15 protein-coding genes are annotated in these 17,034 nt (G+C 68.4%); 10 read left to right on the forward strand and 5 right to left on the reverse strand.

Going from position 1 to position 17,034, the window contains the following annotated elements:
• The first annotated feature begins 218 nt into the window (after positions 1-218).
• A complete protein-coding gene (gene ftsH / locus AAEX60_RS11420; RefSeq protein WP_342103593.1) occupies positions 219-2,495 on the forward strand; it encodes an ATP-dependent zinc metalloprotease FtsH in 2,277 nt (758 codons plus the stop codon).
• Positions 2,496-2,557: 62 nt separating this feature from the next.
• Here ftsH and AAEX60_RS11425 read toward each other — a convergent pair whose 3' ends face one another.
• Together AAEX60_RS11425 and AAEX60_RS11430 are read right to left on the reverse strand one after the other, a co-directional pair.
• On the reverse strand, positions 2,558-3,625 hold the full coding sequence (locus AAEX60_RS11425) for an OmpA family protein (RefSeq protein WP_342103595.1): 1,068 nt from the start codon (positions 3,623-3,625) through the stop codon (positions 2,558-2,560).
• Entirely contained in the window at positions 3,622-4,275 is a 654-nt protein-coding gene (locus AAEX60_RS11430; RefSeq protein ID WP_342103596.1) for a hypothetical protein, read from the reverse strand. Before AAEX60_RS11430 ends, AAEX60_RS11425 begins: the two co-directional genes overlap by 4 nt.
• A 127-nt stretch (positions 4,276-4,402) precedes the next feature.
• On the opposite strand from AAEX60_RS11430, the gene folE reads away from it, so the two are divergent.
• From folE to AAEX60_RS11460, 6 genes are all read left to right on the forward strand, one after another.
• Positions 4,403-4,969, forward strand: coding sequence for a GTP cyclohydrolase I FolE (gene folE, locus AAEX60_RS11435; RefSeq protein ID WP_446721318.1), 567 nt, complete (start codon positions 4,403-4,405; stop codon positions 4,967-4,969).
• Complete coding sequence (gene folP / locus AAEX60_RS11440) at positions 4,966-5,787, forward strand: dihydropteroate synthase (protein WP_342103598.1); 822 nt, start codon at positions 4,966-4,968, stop codon at positions 5,785-5,787. The genes folE and folP overlap by 4 nt, the downstream gene beginning before the upstream one ends.
• Positions 5,788-6,037: 250 nt before the next feature.
• Entirely contained in the window at positions 6,038-6,400 is a 363-nt protein-coding gene (gene folB, locus AAEX60_RS11445) for a dihydroneopterin aldolase (RefSeq protein WP_342103599.1), read from the forward strand.
• Positions 6,397-6,948 (forward strand): 2-amino-4-hydroxy-6-hydroxymethyldihydropteridine diphosphokinase, encoded by a 552-nt coding sequence (gene folK, locus AAEX60_RS11450; RefSeq protein ID WP_342103600.1) that lies wholly within the window; start codon positions 6,397-6,399, stop codon positions 6,946-6,948. Before folB ends, folK begins: the two co-directional genes overlap by 4 nt.
• On the forward strand, positions 6,945-7,490 hold the full coding sequence (locus AAEX60_RS11455; protein ID WP_342103602.1) for a DUF3180 domain-containing protein: 546 nt from the start codon (positions 6,945-6,947) through the stop codon (positions 7,488-7,490). The genes folK and AAEX60_RS11455 overlap by 4 nt, the downstream gene beginning before the upstream one ends.
• Positions 7,491-7,581: 91 nt before the next feature.
• The gene (locus tag AAEX60_RS11460) at positions 7,582-8,145 is read left to right on the forward strand and encodes a hypothetical protein (RefSeq protein ID WP_342103605.1); all 564 of its coding nucleotides are present in this window, start codon (positions 7,582-7,584) and stop codon (positions 8,143-8,145) included.
• A 67-nt stretch (positions 8,146-8,212) separates the two neighbouring features.
• Here the strand turns inward: AAEX60_RS11460 and AAEX60_RS11465 are convergent, their stop codons facing one another.
• Positions 8,213-9,382 (reverse strand): NADH-quinone oxidoreductase subunit D-related protein, encoded by a 1,170-nt coding sequence (locus tag AAEX60_RS11465; protein ID WP_342103607.1) that lies wholly within the window; start codon positions 9,380-9,382, stop codon positions 8,213-8,215.
• A 131-nt stretch (positions 9,383-9,513) separates the two neighbouring features.
• Between AAEX60_RS11465 and AAEX60_RS11470 the strand changes: the two genes are divergently transcribed.
• The gene (locus AAEX60_RS11470) at positions 9,514-9,831 is read left to right on the forward strand and encodes a histone-like nucleoid-structuring protein Lsr2 (protein WP_342103609.1); all 318 of its coding nucleotides are present in this window, start codon (positions 9,514-9,516) and stop codon (positions 9,829-9,831) included.
• 296 nt (positions 9,832-10,127) lie between these two features.
• The gene (locus AAEX60_RS11475; protein ID WP_342103610.1) at positions 10,128-12,686 is read left to right on the forward strand and encodes an ATP-dependent Clp protease ATP-binding subunit; all 2,559 of its coding nucleotides are present in this window, start codon (positions 10,128-10,130) and stop codon (positions 12,684-12,686) included.
• Between the two features lie 246 nt (positions 12,687-12,932).
• On the opposite strand, the gene AAEX60_RS11480 is transcribed toward AAEX60_RS11475, so the two are convergent.
• On the reverse strand, positions 12,933-13,871 hold the full coding sequence (locus AAEX60_RS11480) for a hypothetical protein (RefSeq protein WP_342103611.1): 939 nt from the start codon (positions 13,869-13,871) through the stop codon (positions 12,933-12,935).
• Positions 13,872-14,287: 416 nt separating this feature from the next.
• On the opposite strand from AAEX60_RS11480, the gene AAEX60_RS11485 reads away from it, so the two are divergent.
• Entirely contained in the window at positions 14,288-15,949 is a 1,662-nt protein-coding gene (locus tag AAEX60_RS11485; protein WP_342103613.1) for an FG-GAP-like repeat-containing protein, read from the forward strand.
• Positions 15,950-16,057: 108 nt separating this feature from the next.
• Here AAEX60_RS11485 and AAEX60_RS11490 read toward each other — a convergent pair whose 3' ends face one another.
• Positions 16,058-16,975, reverse strand: coding sequence for a phosphotransferase family protein (locus tag AAEX60_RS11490; protein ID WP_342103615.1), 918 nt, complete (start codon positions 16,973-16,975; stop codon positions 16,058-16,060).
• Positions 16,976-17,034 lie beyond the last annotated feature (59 nt).

Below are 17,034 nucleotides of genomic sequence, written 5' to 3' on the forward strand. Positions count from 1 at the left end.
CCCCGCCCGCCCCGGGCGCGTACCCAACCGCCAGTAGCCAGCCGCGAGCCGCTAACCGCCAGTCGCCAACCGCGATTCGCCAACCACCGGTCCCGATCCGCGCACATCTTGGACGTGTACCCAATACCCACACGTACCAGCTCCAGGAACCGCCCCACTGGGTATTTCTCCCCGCTGGTAGGGTGCAGGATGCTCCGTCGTCCAACGTCAGGTCGTCAATGAACAAGTTCCAGAAGGCCACGCGCAACCCCCTGTTGTGGGTGCTGCTGGCCATTCTCTTCGTCTTCGGTGCGGTCCAGCTGGCCAATTCCGCGTCGAACAGTGAGAAGGTGCCCACCAGCCGGGCGCTGCAGGTGCTGCAGGGCTCCGAGCCGATCCAGTCCGTGGTGATGGACGACGGCGACCAGTCGCTGAAGATCACCATGAAGGACGCCAAGAAGGTCTACCTGTCCACCTGGACCGGTAGCCAGGGCGACGACATCGTGCAGCTGCTGAACCAGCGCACCGCGGCCAAGACGCTCGACGAGTGGAAGGGCGAGAACCCGCCCCCCAGCATCTGGTCCGGCCTGCTCTACACCGGCCTGCCCTTCCTGCTGATGTTCGGCCTGTTCTTCTTCCTGATGAACATGGTGCAGGGTGGTGGCGGCGCCCGCGGCGTCATGGGCTTCGGCAAGTCCAAGGCCAAGGTGGCCACCAAGGACACCCCCAAGACCACGTTCGCCGACGTCGCCGGTTGCCAGGAGGCCATCGAGGAGCTGCAGGAGATCAAGGAGTTCCTGGCCGAACCCACCAAGTTCCAGCGGGTCGGCGCCAAGATCCCCAAGGGTGTCCTGCTCTACGGCCCGCCCGGCACCGGCAAGACGCTGCTGGCCCGCGCCGTCGCGGGTGAGGCCGGCGTGCCCTTCTTCTCCATCTCCGGCTCGGACTTCGTCGAGATGTTCGTCGGCGTCGGCGCCAGCCGGGTGCGGGACCTGTTCGACCAGGCCAAGGAGGCCAGCCCGGCCATCATCTTCATCGACGAGATCGACGCCGTGGGACGGCACCGTGGTGCGGGCATGGGCGGCGGTCACGACGAGCGGGAGCAGACCCTCAACCAGCTGCTGGTGGAGATGGACGGCTTCGACGCCACCACCAATGTGATCCTGATTGCGGCCACCAACCGGCCCGACGTGCTGGACCCGGCGCTGCTGCGCCCCGGCCGCTTCGACCGGCAGATCGCCGTCGAGGCCCCCGACCTGAAGGGCCGTGCCCAGATCCTGCGGGTGCACGCCGAGGGCAAGCCGATGGCGGCCGACGTGGACCTGGAGTCCATCGCCCGTCGCACCCCGGGCTTCACCGGTGCGGACCTGGCCAATGTGCTGAACGAGGCGGCCCTGTTGACCGCCAGGCTGAACCTGCCGGTGATCGGCAATGCGGAGCTGGGGGAGGCGATTGACCGGGTGATCGCCGGGCCGCAGAAGAAGACCCGCCTGATGGATGACCACGAGCTGCTGGTCACCGCCTACCACGAGGGTGGGCACGCGCTGGTGGCGGCCGCGATGCCGAACAATGACCCGGTGCAGAAGGTCACCATCCTGCCCCGCGGCCGCGCCCTGGGCTACACCATGGTGATGCCGGACCAGGACAAGTACTCCTCGACGCGGGGTCAGCTGCTGGACCAGATGGCCTACATGATGGGCGGCCGGGCCGCGGAGGAGCTGATCTTCCACGACCCCACCACCGGTGCCAGCAATGACATCGAGAAGGCCACCAAGGTGGCCCGCGCCATGGTCACCCAGTACGGCATGACCGAACGGCTGGGCGCCATCCAGCTGGGTGGCGGTGACAGCGAACCCTTCTTGGGGATGAGCGGGTCCCAGCCCAGCCGCGGCTACTCCGACATCACCGCCGCGGTGGTGGACGAGGAGGTCAGCAAGCTGCTGATGACGGCCCATCAGGAGGCCTTCGACTGCCTCAAGGAGAACCGGGCGGTTCTCGACGAGCTGGTGCGCCAGCTGCTGGAGCACGAGACCCTGGACAAGGCCCAGATTGCCGCCATCTTCGAGCCGCTGAAGCGCTGGCCGGACCGGGGCGCCTGGACTGGCTCCGACAAGCGGGTTCCCTCGGACCAGCCGCCGGTGCCGGTTCCCCCGCGTCGCCAGCAGCCGGAGTCCGACGAGCATCCGGCCGGTGGCGCCGAGCTGCCGCCCGGCAACACCGGCCCCGTGGAAGCCCCGGGCAAGGGCTGGCAGGCCCCGGAGGACTGGGCCCCGCCCGGCGTCGGGAATCCGATGCCGCCGGCCAACGACCCCTGGAACAGTCCCGCTGGCCCGGCCCCGCAGCCCCCGGCCAATGACCCGTGGAGCGCCAAGCCGGACTCCTGGCCCGGCCAGCCGCCGCAGGCCGGCCCGGATGTCACGCCCGGCCTGCCCGGACAGGACCCGCAGCCGCCCACCGAGGGTGGTTCCGGTGCCAGCCCGTGGGATCGCCCCCGGCGCGGCAGCGTCGACGACTGACCTGACCCAACAGCGACGGGCCCCAGCATCACGCTGGGGCCCGTCGCTGGCTTCTCGGCCGATCAGCTCTTGACGGTGACGGTCACGCGTCGGTTCTGCTCCCGGCCCGCCTCGGTTTCGTTGCTGGCAATGGGGTCGGCTTCACCCAGACCAGCGGTCTTGAGCTGGACGCCCGACGGCAGCAGCGGCTTGAGGATGGCCGCCACAGCATCGGCCCGCTGCTTGCTCAGCTCCAGCCCGTGCTCCTCGGAGCCCAGATTGTCCGTGTAGCCGGTGACCTGGATGGTGCCAGAGCGGTCCTTGAGCTTGCCCGCCAGGGCCTCGATCGCCTTCTTGCCGTCGAGCTTGACGACGGCCTTGTCCTTGTCGAAGAGCACCTTGGTGGACAGGTCGAACTGCACCTTGTCCGTCTGGTCGCGTTCCCGCACCCGGGACTGCTCCACGGTCTGGGTCAGCGGATGGATGGAGAACTTCTTCGGGTCGCTGGCCTTGGACACCTTGTCCAGCGCGACCGTGGGCCAGCCCTGGCCCAGCTTGACGGTGTCACTGGTGTCCGGGTAGGCCACCTGGGGCTCCAGCAGGCCGTCGGTCACCGGGACGTCGTTGAACAGTCGGCCGCCGGCCATCACCGAGACCGTGGTGGTGTCGGCAGGCAGCGGCGGCAGACCGACATAGGCGATGAAGGCCGTTTCTTTGGGGGAGTAGGCCGTCCAGATGCCGATCTCCTCGTCGGTGCAGACGATGCAGCCATGGCCGTCCTCAACCAGCGGCGTGTAGAGCACCTTGTTCTTGCGGTCCAGGATGGCCGCATCGCTGCTGACCTGCTCGGTGACGGTACCGGTGGAGAAGAGCCGGCCGCCCAGATAGCCGCTCAGGAAGCGCTCCTTCCCGGGTTCGGTGGCGAAACCGATCGAGAGGTAGACGATGGTGGCGGTGGGGGTGCGCCGCACGGCGTGCAGACTCACCACCCCCTCCGGCGGCATGTCGTCGTGGCGCGAGGAGGAGTACACGCTGTCCACCACCGGTGGTGTGCTGGCATCGTCGGCGACGGCCGGCGGTGTGCCACTCCAGCCGGAGAAGAGGCAGCCCAGCGCCAGTGCACCGGTGGCCAGGCGGGTGCTGATCCTCATCGGGTGACCTCCACGGTGACGGGCGCCTTGGCGCCGGGCAGGGTGATCTGGACGTTCTTCACGCTGTCGGGCAGGGGGGGATAGGAGGCGTCCTGCGGCTGGACCGTCCTGGCAGTGACATATGGAGCGCCGGAGCAGACACAACCCCACGGCACGCCATTGTCCGTCCAGGTATCCACCCGGTAGATGGTCTTGGTGGCGGGATCGGTCAGGGTCGGGTACTCCTCGGGCTTGCCGGTGCCCAGGCCCTCGCGGCCCAGCAGATTCTTGTCGGTGCTGTTCACCCAGAAGGTCAGCCGGGTGCCGGTCTCGCCGGTGGTCAGCGAGCCAACGGTCAGGGTCGCGGTGGGCTTCTCGCTGCGTTCGGCCAGGGTGAACGGCAGCGTGGCCAAGGCCTTGGGCGCCTTGGGCGACAGCGAGGAAACCGGGTAGGGCTTCGAGCTCGGTGTGGACGATCCGTCGCCACTGGGACTGGTGCTGGCGACGTCACTGGCGGTTGGGCTGGACGAGGCTGTGGGTGCCTGTGCCGACGGCTGGTCCTTGCTGCAGCCGGCAACCGCGAGGGTCAGTGCGATGCCCAGGACCAGCAGTTCAGGGCGCGGTGGGCGATGCGGCATGGTGGGGTGCTCCTCCGACTGGGAATCGGGCACAGATTAGCCATGAGGGAGGTCAACGGCTGAGTGGATGACCGTTTCTCGGGCGTCAGGGCGTCAGGGCGGGAGGAGTCTCTACCATGGCGGGGTGACTGCTGAACGCGCCTCGTCGGAGCCCCCCGCCATTGACCAGGACCGCATTGCCGCGGCCGTTCGCGAGATCCTGCTTGCGATTGGCGAGGACCCGGAGCGGGAGGGGCTGCAGGAGACCCCGGCGCGGGTGGCGCGCAGCTATGCGGAGATCTTCGGTGGGATGGGTCAGGACGCCGCGGACCTGCTGGCCACCACCTTCGACGTGAGCCACGACGAGATGGTGCTGGTCAAGGACATCGAGCTGTGGAGCATGTGCGAGCACCACCTGGTGCCCTTCACCGGCGTCGCCCATGTGGGCTACATCCCGGCCAAGGACGGCCGGGTCACCGGGCTGAGCAAGCTGGCCCGGCTGGTGGACGTCTATGCCAAGCGGCCGCAGGTGCAGGAGCGGCTGACCACGCAGATTGCCGACGCCATCGTTGAACACCTGCACGCCCGCGGCGTGATGGTGGTGGTGGAGTGCGAGCACCTGTGCATGACCATGCGCGGGGTGCGCAAACCCGGCGCCAAGACCGTCACCAGCGCCGTGCGCGGCTACCTGCGCGAACCGGCAACCCGGGCCGAGGCAATGGCCCTGATCATGGGAGGTCACCGATGAACCCCGTCGTCCCCGCGCTGGCTGCCCGCACCATGGTGATGGGCATCGTCAACGTCACCCCCGATTCCTTCAGCGACGGCGGGCGCTGGGACACCCCGGACGCGGCGATCGCCCACGGCCGGGATCTGCTGGCCGACGGGGCCGACCTGCTGGACATCGGCGGGGAGTCCACTCGTCCCGGTGCGGTGCGGCCGAGCCTGGACGAGGAGCTGGCCCGGGTGGTGCCGGTGGTGCGGACCCTGGCCGCCGAGGGCGCCGTGATCAGCGTCGACACCATGCGGGCCGAGGTGGCCCGGGCCAGCGCCGAGGCCGGTGCCGCCATCATCAACGACGTCTCCGGCGGGCTGGCGGACGAGGCCATGATCCGCACCGTTGCCGGGCTGGACGTGGACTTCATCTGCATGCACTGGCGCGGCTTCCTGGGCGCCGGCGACACCAATGCCGGCTACACCGATGTCGTCGGCGAGGTCCTGGCCGAGCTGGTCGAACGGCTCGACGCCTGCCTGGCCGGCGGGATCGCCCCCGAACGGTTGATCAGCGACTGCGGGATCGGGTTCTCCAAGACCGCGGAGCAGAACTGGGAACTGCTGCGCCACCTGGACCGCTTCGAGGCACTGGGCTACCGGCAGCTGGTGGGGGTGAGCCGCAAACGCTTCCTGGGGGAGCTGCTCGACGGGCGCCCGGCGGGCGAGCGGGATAGCGCAACCCAGGCGATCACCGCGCTGTGTGCGCAGCAGGGGATCTGGGCGGTCCGCACCCATGAGGTGCGGGGCAATGCCGACGTGGTGCGGGTCTTCGAGCATCTGCAACGGAGCTGACCGCCTGTCCCGGCCCGGTTGATCGCTGGGCGGATGGCCACAACAGATGCAATGTGGGTGCCCAACGCAATAGTTGCGTCGGGTACCTGAATTGCATGTGTTCTTGCCGGGCAGTTACGGGGAGGGTCCCTCGGCGAAGGCCCTGACTTGGGCGATTTCCGGTCTGCCCGGTGTGCTCGGGTACTGTCAGCCCTGTTCGAGAACCCACCCCGATGACCCCGGTCATCACCGAGCCCGGACAGGAGGCGCAATGGAAGAGCTTGACTGGATCAGCGTCCACGGCCTCCAGGCGACGGGATTCCACGGGGTGTATCCCGAGGAACGACGCGATGGCCAGACCTTCGTCGTCGACCTGGACCTCGGGCTGCATGCGGTCACCGACACCGATCGGCTGGCCGACACGGTGGACTATTCGGTGGTCTCGGCGGACGTGGTCGACATCATCACCGGGGACCCGGTGGACCTGATCGAGACCCTGGCCGGCCGGATCGCACAGCGATGCCTGGCCGAGCCCCAGGTGCGCGTCGCCACCGTGCGCGTGCACAAGCCCACGGCCCCCATGGGTTTCACCTTCACCGATGTCTCGGTGAGCATCACGAGGAGCAAGTCATGAGCAATCCCTTCGTCCCCGACGTCGACACCCTCGGCAACATGAAGCCGATCTCCAAGGTGGTCTTCAGCCTGGGATCCAACCAGGGCAACAGCGCTGACCTGCTGCAGAGTGCCGTCACCGCGTTGGCCGACACCCCGGACCTGATTCCGGTGGACGTGTCCAGCGTGTACGTCACCAAGCCGGTGGGCGCCGTGGTGGAGCAGCCCGACTTCCTGAATCTGGTGATGGTGGCCGAAACCGTGATCGAGCCCAGCATCCTGCTGGAGCGCTGCCACGCCATCGAGGCCGGTCTGGGCCGCACGCGCGACGTCGTCGGTGGTCCGCGCACCATGGACATCGACCTGGTCATGGTCGGCAAGCACACGGTGTCCAACGACGACATGGCCCTGCCGCACCCGCGCGCCCACGAGCGTGCCTTCGTGCTGGTGCCGTGGCTGGAGATCGACCCCGACGCCGAGCTGGCCGGCCACGGCCGGATCGCCGATCTGGTGGCCGGTCTGGACGCCAGCGGCGTCACCAAGAGCGACGAGGTCGTCGAGCTGCCGTGAGCCAGCCCGACGCACCCCAACTTCCCGGCGGTCGGCCGGGGGGCCTGGGCCTGACCACCCGACGCCAGGCCGTGATCTCGGTGATGGCGGGCATGGTGGTGGGCTGGTTCATCGTCGGCACCCTGCAGGCCACCGGCCGCGAGGTGCCGATCACCCCGTGGAGCCTGCCGCTCTCCCTGGCCGCGCTGGGTGCCGCAGCCTGGGTCTATGCCCGGATCCTGCGACGCCAGGTGGCCGAGCAGCGGGGCAGCCTGCCCCACGACAGCGGCGTGCGCGCCCTGGTGCTGGGCAAGACCATGCTGATGACCGGTGCGGTGCTGGCCGGCGGTCACCTGGTCTATGTCCTCAGCTATCTGGGCGACTGGAACATCCCCAATCCCCGTCAGCGGGTGATCCACGGGCTGCTCACCATCCTGGCCAGCGCGGTCTTCGCCGTGGCCGGCCGGGATCTGGAGCGGGCCTGCGTGGTGCCCCCGGGCGACGACGAGCCCCACGACGGGGAGCCATCGGACGAGGACCAGCAGGAGCCCCGGCCGGTCTGACCGGCGCCGCCCACGGTGGCAGCCCGGCAGCGCCTGCCGGCGACGGGGCGCCGGTGCCGCCATTGCCGGTCAGTCGTCATAAACTGGCGTCATGGCCGCCCGTCAGATGTCCCTCGTTCCGCGCGAACGCCGTCGCAGTCTCCTGATCCTTGGAGTCGGCACCCTTGCCGCGCTGCTCTGCAGTCTGGGTCCGGTCTGGCTGACCCGGATTGGCCTAGGGATCGCGATCCTCACCGCGGCCCTCTCGGTCTGGCACAGCTGGCGCCAGCTGGACCATCTGGTGGCCCGGCACACCGCTGAGCTCAAGCAGGTGCGCCACCTCGCCCGCGACGCCGCCCACGCCCACCACGTCGAGATGATGACCACGCTGACCCGCTTCCGCAAGCGGCAGGAGGCGCAGCAGGCCCTGATTGCCGAAGCCAGGGCGCAGCGGGAGGCCCTGCAGACGCAGCTGACCGCGGCCCAGGACGACGCCGAGGCCAAGCAGGCCCGGATCTCCTCGCTCAACAAGCGGATCAGTGACCTGGAAAAGGAGCTGGCCGCCGCCACCGACGAGGTGCTGAACCTGCCCCGCCGCGGAGCCAGCCGACGCAGTCTGGACGTGTCCCGGATTCCGCTGGTCTACCCGATCGAGGGACAGCGCCGGCAGGCCTGAGTATTTCCTCGCAGTCCTGTCGGGTTCGGGAGGTGGCAGGCCAGGCCCGAACCTGAATCCAGCCCTCCTACTTGTCCAGGTCCCCGTTGGTCCAGCCCATCGAGGCGATCACCACGTCCACCTGGGAAAGTGGGCAATTGACCAATACCGTCTCCAGGGCCTGCACATTTGCCAACGACGGGGTGCGCAGCTTCAATCGCCAGGGCGTGCGTTCCGCGCGGGAGACCAGCCAGAACCCGGCCATTCCCCACGGTGCATCGACGGCCAGATAGGCCTCGCCCTCCGGCAATTTGACGATCTTGGACAGTTTGGTGTCCACCGGGCCGTCGATATTCGCCAGGGTCTCGGCGCACCGTGAAATGAGGCGGCTGCTCTGCTGGACCTCGGCGGCCAGCACCCGGAATCGAGCGGCGGCATCGCCGTCGACGGGCAATTGCGGCCCCGGATTGGCCAGCTCGTCGGCCAACTCCGGATAGGCCAGGTAGGGATTGCGCCGGCGCAGGGTACGGTCAATGCCGGCCGCCGCCGCGACCGGTCCGGACAGTGAATGGCCGTCGATGAGCCGGGCGTCCAGCACGCCCACTCCCAGCCCGATTTCCCCGGCCACCACCAGCTGGTCCAGGTCCGCGGCCAGCTGGGCGCAGTCCCGTGCCCACTGCTCAATCCGCGCCACCCAATGGGCGTCGACGTCATTGCCCAGCCCGCCCAGCCGATTGAGCATGGGGTGTACCCGGTTGCCGCTGATGGCCAGCATCAATTCCCGGGCGGTGATCCGCAGGCCGCGCAACCGGGTGGCCAGGCCCTGCTCCTGGGTGTGGTGGGGCAGGAAGGACAGGTGGGCCAGATGGCTGCCGATCCGCGCCTGTTCGGCCAGCAGGGTGCGCAGCCAGGTGGCTCGCGGTGGCGGCACCAGGCCCATCAGCTGCTCGCAGACCAGCGCCATCCCCAACTCGCCGGTGAACGGGGAGTGCCAGTCGTGCCGATCGGCCAGCATCAGCAATTGCCGGTAGTCCCGCGCCTCGAACAGCTTCTCCGCGCTGCGGTGGTTGAATCCCGGCTGGATCCGGGCGGCGGTGACGACGTCGTCCCGGCTTTCCAGCTCAATCAGCAGCAGGCCCGTCCGCGACGGATGTTCCGGCCCCAGATCAACCACGCGGGAGCGGCCTCCGGTATTGGCGGCGGAGCGCAGGGCGGCCGCCGCGGGGGCGCCGATGGCAAGGTGATGGGTCTGGATCACGAACCGATGGTATCGCCCGTGATATGAGCCTCCGGCACCGAAATTGTTCGACTGAATTTCGACGCGGGGGATTTGCTGCCCGACAATTTGTGGATACCATCAAAGCAGTTGCACTACGAAAGGACTTGCAGATGGCTCAGCGCGTACACATCGTGCTCGAGGACGATGTTGATGGTTCCACCGCCGCCGAGACCGTTTCCTTTGCTCTGGACGGGGTTTCCTATGAGATTGACCTGAGCGAGGAGAATGCCGCCAAGCTGCGCGAGGACCTCGCGCTGTGGGTTGGCAACGCGCGTCGCGTGGGTGGGCGTCGTTCCACCGGAAAGAAGGTCAAGGCGGGCGCGGCCAATGACATTCGTGCCTGGGCGCTGGAACAGGGCATGCAGGTGAGTTCGCGGGGCCGCGTTCCGGCCGAAGTTCGCGAAGCCTACGAGAAGGCGAATGCCTGATTTTCCCAATCTGGTGAATCCCGGTTCTCGGGGTCCGGCCGTGGCCGGGCCCCGAGAACTGTTTTCAGGCGGGCGTCCACCCGGGTGGTCTGCGTGCGGCCTCTCGACGAGACGCAGCGCCCAAGGTTGCCGACCCGACGACGAGCCGCCCATCGGGTGGGGCAGGTTCCGTCGCCCAGCGGGAACAGAAACCTGTCGGTGGGAGTTAATACACTTGATGCATCTGCAACGCCTGCCGGACCGACCGGCGAGTGCGATGCGCGACGGGGCCAGACCGGCCCGTAGTGAGGAGTCCAATGTTTGAGCGGTTTACCGACCGGGCGCGGCGCGTCGTCGTGCTTGCCCAGGACGAAGCCAAGATGCTGAACCACAACTACATCGGCACCGAGCACATCCTGCTGGGCCTCATCCATGAGGGTGAGGGCGTCGCAGCTAAGGCCCTGGAGCAGATGGGCATCTCGCTGGAGGCGGTGCGTTCCGAGGTGGAGGAGATCATCGGCCACGGCCAGACGGTGCCGACGGGCCACATCCCGTTCACCCCCCGCGCCAAGAAGGTGCTGGAGCTGAGCCTGCGGGAGGCCCTGCAGATGAACCACTCCTACATCGGCACCGAGCACATCCTGCTCGGTCTGGTGCGTGAGGGTGAGGGCGTCGCGGCCCAGGTGCTGATCAAGCTGGGTGCGGACCTGAACCGGGTGCGCAACACGGTGCTGCAGCTGCTGTCCGGCGGCCAGGGCAAGGAGGCCGCCACGGCCGGTGCCCCCGACGTCGGCCCGGCCCCCAGCTCCGCGACGGTGCTGGACCAGTTCGGCCGCAACCTGACCCAGGCCGCCCGGGAGAACAAGCTGGATCCCGTGATCGGCCGGGAGAAGGAGATCGAGCGGGTGATGGTGGTGCTCAGCCGCCGCACCAAGAACAACCCGGTGCTGATCGGCGAGCCCGGCGTCGGCAAGTCCGCCTGCGTCGAGGGCCTGGCCCAGGCCATCGTCCGCGGCGACGTCCCCGAGACCCTGCGGGACAAGCAGATCTACACCCTTGACCTGGGTGCCCTGGTGGCCGGCTCCCGCTACCGCGGTGACTTCGAGGAGCGCCTGAAGAAGGTGCTCAAGGAGATCAAGACCCGGGGCGACATCATGCTGTTCATCGACGAGATCCACACCCTGGTGGGTGCGGGTGCCGCTGAGGGCGCGATCGACGCCGCGTCGATCCTGAAGCCGATGCTGGCCCGTGGTGAGCTGCAGACCATCGGTGCCACCACCCTGGACGAGTACCGCAAGCACATCGAGAAGGACGCCGCCCTGGAGCGTCGTTTCCAGCCGATCCAGGTGGCCGAGCCGTCGATCGCGCTGACCATCGACATCCTCAAGGGCCTGCGGGACCGCTACGAGGCGCACCACAAGATCACCATCACCGACGAGGCCCTGGCCGCGGCCGCCAACCTGGCTGACCGTTATGTCCAGGACCGGTTCCTGCCGGACAAGGCCATCGACCTGATCGACGAGGCCGGTGCCCGGATGCGGATCCAGCGGATGACCGCCCCGCCGGACCTGCGGGAGTTCGACGAGAAGATCGCCGCCGTCCGGCTGGAGAAGGAGGCCGCGATCGACGGGCAGGACTTCGAGCGCGCCGCCAGCCTGCGCGACGACGAGAAGAAGCTGCTCGCCGAGCGCGCCCAGAAGGAGGAGGAGTGGAAGGCCGGTGACTCCGAGGCACCCGCGAATGTGGGCGAGGAGGAGATTGCCGAGGTGCTGTCCAGCTCCACCGGCATCCCCGTCTTCAAGCTGACCGAGGAGGAGTCCAGCCGCCTGCTGCACATGGAGGAGGAGCTGGGCAAGCGTTACATCGGCCAGCATGACGCGGTCAAGGCGCTCTCGCGCTCCATCCGTCGCACCCGCGCTGGGCTGAAGGATCCCAAGCGGCCGTCGGGCTCGTTCATCTTCGCCGGCCCCTCGGGCGTCGGCAAGACCGAGCTGACCAAGGCGCTGACCGAATTCCTGTTCGGTGACGAGGATGCCCTGATCACCCTGGACATGAGCGAGTACTCGGAGAAGCACACCGCCTCGCGGATGTTCGGCTCCCCGCCCGGCTACGTCGGCTACGAGGAGGGCGGCCAGCTCACCGAGAAGGTGCGCCGCAAGCCGTTCAGCGTGATCCTGTTCGACGAGATCGAGAAGGCCCACCCGGACATCTTCAACTCGCTGCTGCAGATTCTGGACGAGGGTCGCCTGACCGACGCCCAGGGCCGGGTGGTGGACTTCAAGAACACCGTGATCGTGATGACCACCAACCTAGGTTCCCGGGACATCTCCAAGTCGGTCAGCCTGGGCTTCAACCGCCAGGGCGACGAGGCCTCCAGCTACGAGAAGATGAAGGCCAAGGTCTCCGACGAGCTGAAGCAGCACTTCCGTCCGGAGTTCCTGAACCGCGTCGACGAGGTGGTGGTCTTCCACCAGCTCAACCAGGCCGACATCGAGAACATCGTCGACCTGATGGTCGCCCAGGTGGAGGGGCGTCTGAAGGACAAGGACATGGGGATCGAGCTGACCCCGGCCGCCAAGAGCCTGATCGCCAAGCGTGGGTTCGATCCGCTGCTGGGTGCCCGTCCGCTGCGTCGTGCCCTGCAGCGCGACATCGAGGACGTGCTGGCGGAGAAGATCCTGTTCGGCGAGCTCGCGGCCGGTCAGATCGTCGTGGTGGACGCTGCGGGCGAGGGTTCCACGGAGCCCTTCACCTTCACCGGCGTCGCCAAGTCCCAGCTGCCGGACAGCCCGCCGGCCGAGCTGTCCACGCCGGCCATCGGTGAGGCGCACACCGCCGAGCCGGGCGAGGCCGAGGGCGGCGAGCCGCAGGCCTGAGCGCCGGAGCGCACCGCTTGCCATGACCGCGGGGGGGGGGGCCAAAACAGAGGGTCACCACCCGAGCTGTTTGGTCTGGGGGGGGGGAGCACCCAGACCGGGTGCCCGCCCCGCGGTCTGTTCGTCTGGGTGGGTGTCATTCGGGGGAGGGTCTTCGGTACCACAACAAATGCGGCAGGTCATTTGTCCAAGAGACCTTTGGTGGGCTTGGACAAATGACCTGCCGCATTTGTTGTGGTGCTCCGGTCATGCCCCGGGAAACTCGTGCCGACGCAACGCGTTGAGCGCCCGTCGGGCACGTCGGGGATCGTGCTCCTTGACCGCGCCAGCGTGCAACAGGGCGGAGTTCAGGCGCCGAAACAGCGTTGTCTCATCCTCCAGCATCGGCCATGTGACGGGCAGGTAGACCCAGCCCAGCTCCACCAGCCCAGCGATCTTGTCATTGTCTCGGTGGAAGGTCTCCTGGTTCCCATGGAAGGACCAGGACATCACCTCGATTGCCAGAGGGATGTCGTCAAACAATACGTCCACGGGGAAGGTCATCCCGTTGATCTCTACCCAGCGGTTGGCATGCCAGCCGGTGATCTCGTGCTTGCGCAGGAACATGTGGAACCGGCGCTCGGCCTGGGACCAGGGCTCGGAACGGGAGTTCTCCACCACGAACCGGCGGATTGCTTGGCCGTTCATGCCCGCCATCGTCTCCAGGGCGGAATCGAGGTCCGCGGGCGTGGCGAGAGTCTGGCGCAGCACCTCATCGATTGTCTCGCCTTGATCCGTTGCCGAAAGCCAGACAGCGGTCCACGCCGGTGCACTGAAATGCAACTGGTCGGCGTCGATACGGTGCTCGGGCGGCACTGTGCCTCTGATGATTCGACAACCGGGAAGGGAGCGGACCTTTCCGGGGCCCATCATGGTGATCTGGGATACCTTCCTGTCCGCCTGGAAGCCCAAGCGGGCGGCCGCATCGCCGATCAGGACGGCGTCCGGACGCCAAAGGGCGGCGGCTTTCACCTGCGTGTTGAAGGAATCGGTGGTCTCTGGGGCGGTGAGGATCCCAGGAAACGGCGAGGTCAGCTGGCCGCTGCGCAGCAGCCAGTCGAGGGCGTATCGAAGCTGGGGATGGTCGCTGCGGCGCAGGACGCCGCCGGACTCGTCGAGGAGCATGCGGATCTCTTGGTTCTTCATGCACAGCAGTATCGAAATCGGGTGCCGAAAATTTTCACCGTCGAGTTGCCCGAGCAGAGCCCAGCCCAGCCCTGTCGGGGCTGGCGCGGCCCAACACAACAAATGCGGCAGGTCAGTTGTCCAAGCGGCCTTCGGCGGGCTTGGACGACTGACCTGCCGCATTTGTTGTGGACGGGCGGACCACCCCCGCGTCCGATGACGGCTGAGTGTGGGCGATCACCACAGAGGTGCGGTCCGCCATGGCGGCGTCCACCGCCCGCTGCACCGCCACCTCGGACTCGCTGTCCGGGGCCGTCGCCTCATTCAGCACGACGATCGGCGGGATGGGCCGACGAGCATTCTGCCGCCCCGGGGCTTCCCGCGCGGGTGGGGGTGCGGCAGACTGACCCTGCTCGGGTACTGGACAAAGGAGCAACATGACCAAGCGCGGCCGCAGCCGATCCCTTCTCACCGCCACCCTCGCGGCGGGCCTCACCTTCTGCCTGGTGCCCGGTGCCTGGGCCCAGAAGGACGAGCATGAAAGCCCCACCCGACGCACCGGCACCCCCGGGGTGCTGCACACCGGCCTGGTCAGTGCCCAGGCCAGCACCGACATCAGCCCGGCCACCGCGGTGCAGCGGCTCAATGCCCACCGCGCCCGGTACGGGGTCAAGCCCGTCAGCCTGGACACGGCTGTCACCGCGGCCCTGAACAACCACGCCAAGTACGTCAGCCTGAACGCGAATGCCGACGATGACATCTACACCGAGGAGAGTTCGCGCCCCGGTTACACCGAGTCCGGCGCGGAGATTGCCCCCTACGCTGAGGCGATTGCGGTCAACACCCTGACCGCCACCGTCAACGCCCTGGTGAGCGACCCGTACCTGCGCAGCTCCCTGGCGCTGGACCCGACGGCCACCCGGATCGGCTTCGGTGGGTATGGCCAGGTGCGAACCGTCGCCATGACCTTCACCGGTGACCTGCCCACCGGTTTCCCCCGTTCCTACCCCAAGGGTGCCAACTTCACCGAGCTGCGTCATCAGGCTCCTTGGCTGTCCCAGACCGGCTGCACCGGGACCGGCTTCCCGATCACGGCGGACTGGGACTACGGCACCTACGGTGATGTCAGCCAGGCCTCCGGCAGCCTGCAGGCCGACGGCAGCACCGTCGCCAGCTGCGCGCTGCCCGTGGACTACATGGGGCCCGCCGCAGCGGCCCTGGTGCCGGCCGCGAGCCTGAAGCCCGGCATCCACTACACCGGCCAGATCACCGCCACCATGGGCGTCCTGGCCGGCGGCAGCAAGACCCAGACCCGGCAGATCGAGTTCACCACCGCCGCGCCCGCCACCGGGGTGGTCGGGGACCAGTCCGGTGACCGGATTGCCGACGTCTACACCGTGAACACCGCGGGGGACCTGTACGTCTACAAGGGCCGTTCCGACGGCCGGCTGGGTCACGGCTGGAAGATCGGGCATGGCTGGGGGTCCACCAACTGGATCAGCCTGGCCGGGGACGTCAATCGCGACGGCCGCACCGACCTGCTGGCCCGGCACAACGACGGCAGCATGTGGCTCTACCGCTCCCTGGGGATGGGCCAGTTCACGGCCGGCGCCCAGGTGGGCCAGGGTTGGGGCAAGCTCACCGCGCTGACCGTCGTGGGGGACATGAATGGGGACAAGCAGACCGACCTGGTGGGGCGGACGGCCGACGGCTCACTGCTGCGCTACACCCTGACCACCTCCGGGATCGGGAGCATGACCGCCATCGGGGCCAACTGGAACGGGATGCAACACCTGATTGGCCCCGGCTCCATGAATGGTGATGGCCGAGCCGACATCATCGCGGTGCGCAAGGACGGCAAGCTGTTCGCCTACTACACCGACGCCCAGGGTCACCTGACCAACGCCCGGCAGGTTGGTCAGGGGTGGAGCGGATGGACCGCGCTGTTCGTCCCCGGCGACCTCAATGGCGATGGCCGGCTGGACATGATTGGCCGCAACCCCGAGGGCAAGCTCTACAGCTACCTGAACAAGGGCACCTCGTGGGGCGCGGCGGTGCTGGCCGGTACCGGCTTCGGGACGATGCGCCTGATGGCCTGACGGCTTGGGTTGGTGTGGTGGGCTGGGCTGGCCTCCGGCCTGCTAGGCCGCTTGCTTATGGGGCCGCCTGCTGATGGGCTGGGCCGCGCGTCGGGGGTGCGCGGCGCCTCAGCCGGGCAGACCCAGCACCAGCTCCCGCACCCGGCTGGCGCCCTCCGGGGCGGCCGGCGTGGCGCCCCGGGCCGGGGTCATCGCCGCCGTCAGGGCGGAATACAGCTGGTAGAGCCGCCGTCGCAGCGGCTCCTGCGCGCCCTCCGTGGTGGCCGCGCCCAGACCGTCGACCTCCATCAGCGGGTCACCCCACAGCACCCGGTCGGGCTGGACCAGACCGACCAGGCGGTTCTGGGAGTCCACCACCACCCCGTCGATGCCCAGGGCCCAGGGGCAGAAGACCGGCTCGGTCACGCCGTCCAGGGCCGGTGCGGCGGCCAGCACCGCGGCGTGCACCCGGTTGACGGGAATTCCCAGGTCGACGCCCAGCCGCTGCCCGTCGGCCAGGAGATCCTCCACCAAACCGGTGAAGGCGTCCTGCCAGGAGCCGAGGGTGGGTTGCAGGAAGTGCCCGAAACCCTCGCCGGTGATGGTGTGCAGGGCCCGCGCGGCCTGGTCCAGCTCCGCTCGCAACCCGGCCAGGGCCGGATCCGTCAGGTCGGAGCCGGCCGGGAGGATCCGCCCGGGCAGGTACTCGCGGCAGAACCACTCCGCCGCCACCAGCTGGTAGCTGTCGTCGTGGTGGTGCATGGTGGGCACGGGCACGCCGGTGTGTTCCGCAATCACCTGCAGCGCCTCCACCTCGGCGGCCAGCCGGTCCCGCTCCTGGGTCAGCAGGACGGCGTCCGGCGGCGGCGCGACGCGCAACACCACCGGCCGGCCGTCGGCCAGCTCCACCAGGAAGGTCCGGGCCGGGCCACTGGTGGGCAGCTCCCGGGCGAAGTTGTCATCGACGGGGGACAGTGAGGAGCCGTAGGCGCTGTGCACCAGCCGTCGCAGGTCGGCGACGGTCAGGTCTGGGCTGGTCTGGTTCACGGGTCCCCTCGGTGCTTTCCGGACAGTCTAGGCAACCACCGAACAATCAGGCCCGGCTG

Source organism: Luteococcus sp. H101 (genome assembly GCF_038433155.1).
Taxonomy (GTDB): domain Bacteria; phylum Actinomycetota; class Actinomycetes; order Propionibacteriales; family Propionibacteriaceae; genus Luteococcus.

What these genes read in the sequence shown, in the direction of transcription:
- ftsH (WP_342103593.1), top strand. Translation starts at nt 219, where the DNA reads ATGAACAAGTTCCAGAAGGCCACGCGCAACCCCCTGTTGTGGGTGCTG.
- AAEX60_RS11425 (WP_342103595.1), bottom strand. Translation starts at nt 3,625, where the DNA reads ATGAGGATCAGCACCCGCCTGGCCACCGGTGCACTGGCGCTGGGCTGC.
- folP (WP_342103598.1), top strand. Translation starts at nt 4,966, where the DNA reads ATGAACCCCGTCGTCCCCGCGCTGGCTGCCCGCACCATGGTGATGGGC.
- folB (WP_342103599.1), top strand. Translation starts at nt 6,038, where the DNA reads ATGGAAGAGCTTGACTGGATCAGCGTCCACGGCCTCCAGGCGACGGGA.
- folK (WP_342103600.1), top strand. Translation starts at nt 6,397, where the DNA reads ATGAGCAATCCCTTCGTCCCCGACGTCGACACCCTCGGCAACATGAAG.
- AAEX60_RS11460 (WP_342103605.1), top strand. Translation starts at nt 7,582, where the DNA reads ATGGCCGCCCGTCAGATGTCCCTCGTTCCGCGCGAACGCCGTCGCAGT.
- AAEX60_RS11470 (WP_342103609.1), top strand. Translation starts at nt 9,514, where the DNA reads ATGGCTCAGCGCGTACACATCGTGCTCGAGGACGATGTTGATGGTTCC.
- AAEX60_RS11475 (WP_342103610.1), top strand. Translation starts at nt 10,128, where the DNA reads ATGTTTGAGCGGTTTACCGACCGGGCGCGGCGCGTCGTCGTGCTTGCC.
- AAEX60_RS11480 (WP_342103611.1), bottom strand. Translation starts at nt 13,871, where the DNA reads ATGAAGAACCAAGAGATCCGCATGCTCCTCGACGAGTCCGGCGGCGTC.
- AAEX60_RS11485 (WP_342103613.1), top strand. Translation starts at nt 14,288, where the DNA reads ATGACCAAGCGCGGCCGCAGCCGATCCCTTCTCACCGCCACCCTCGCG.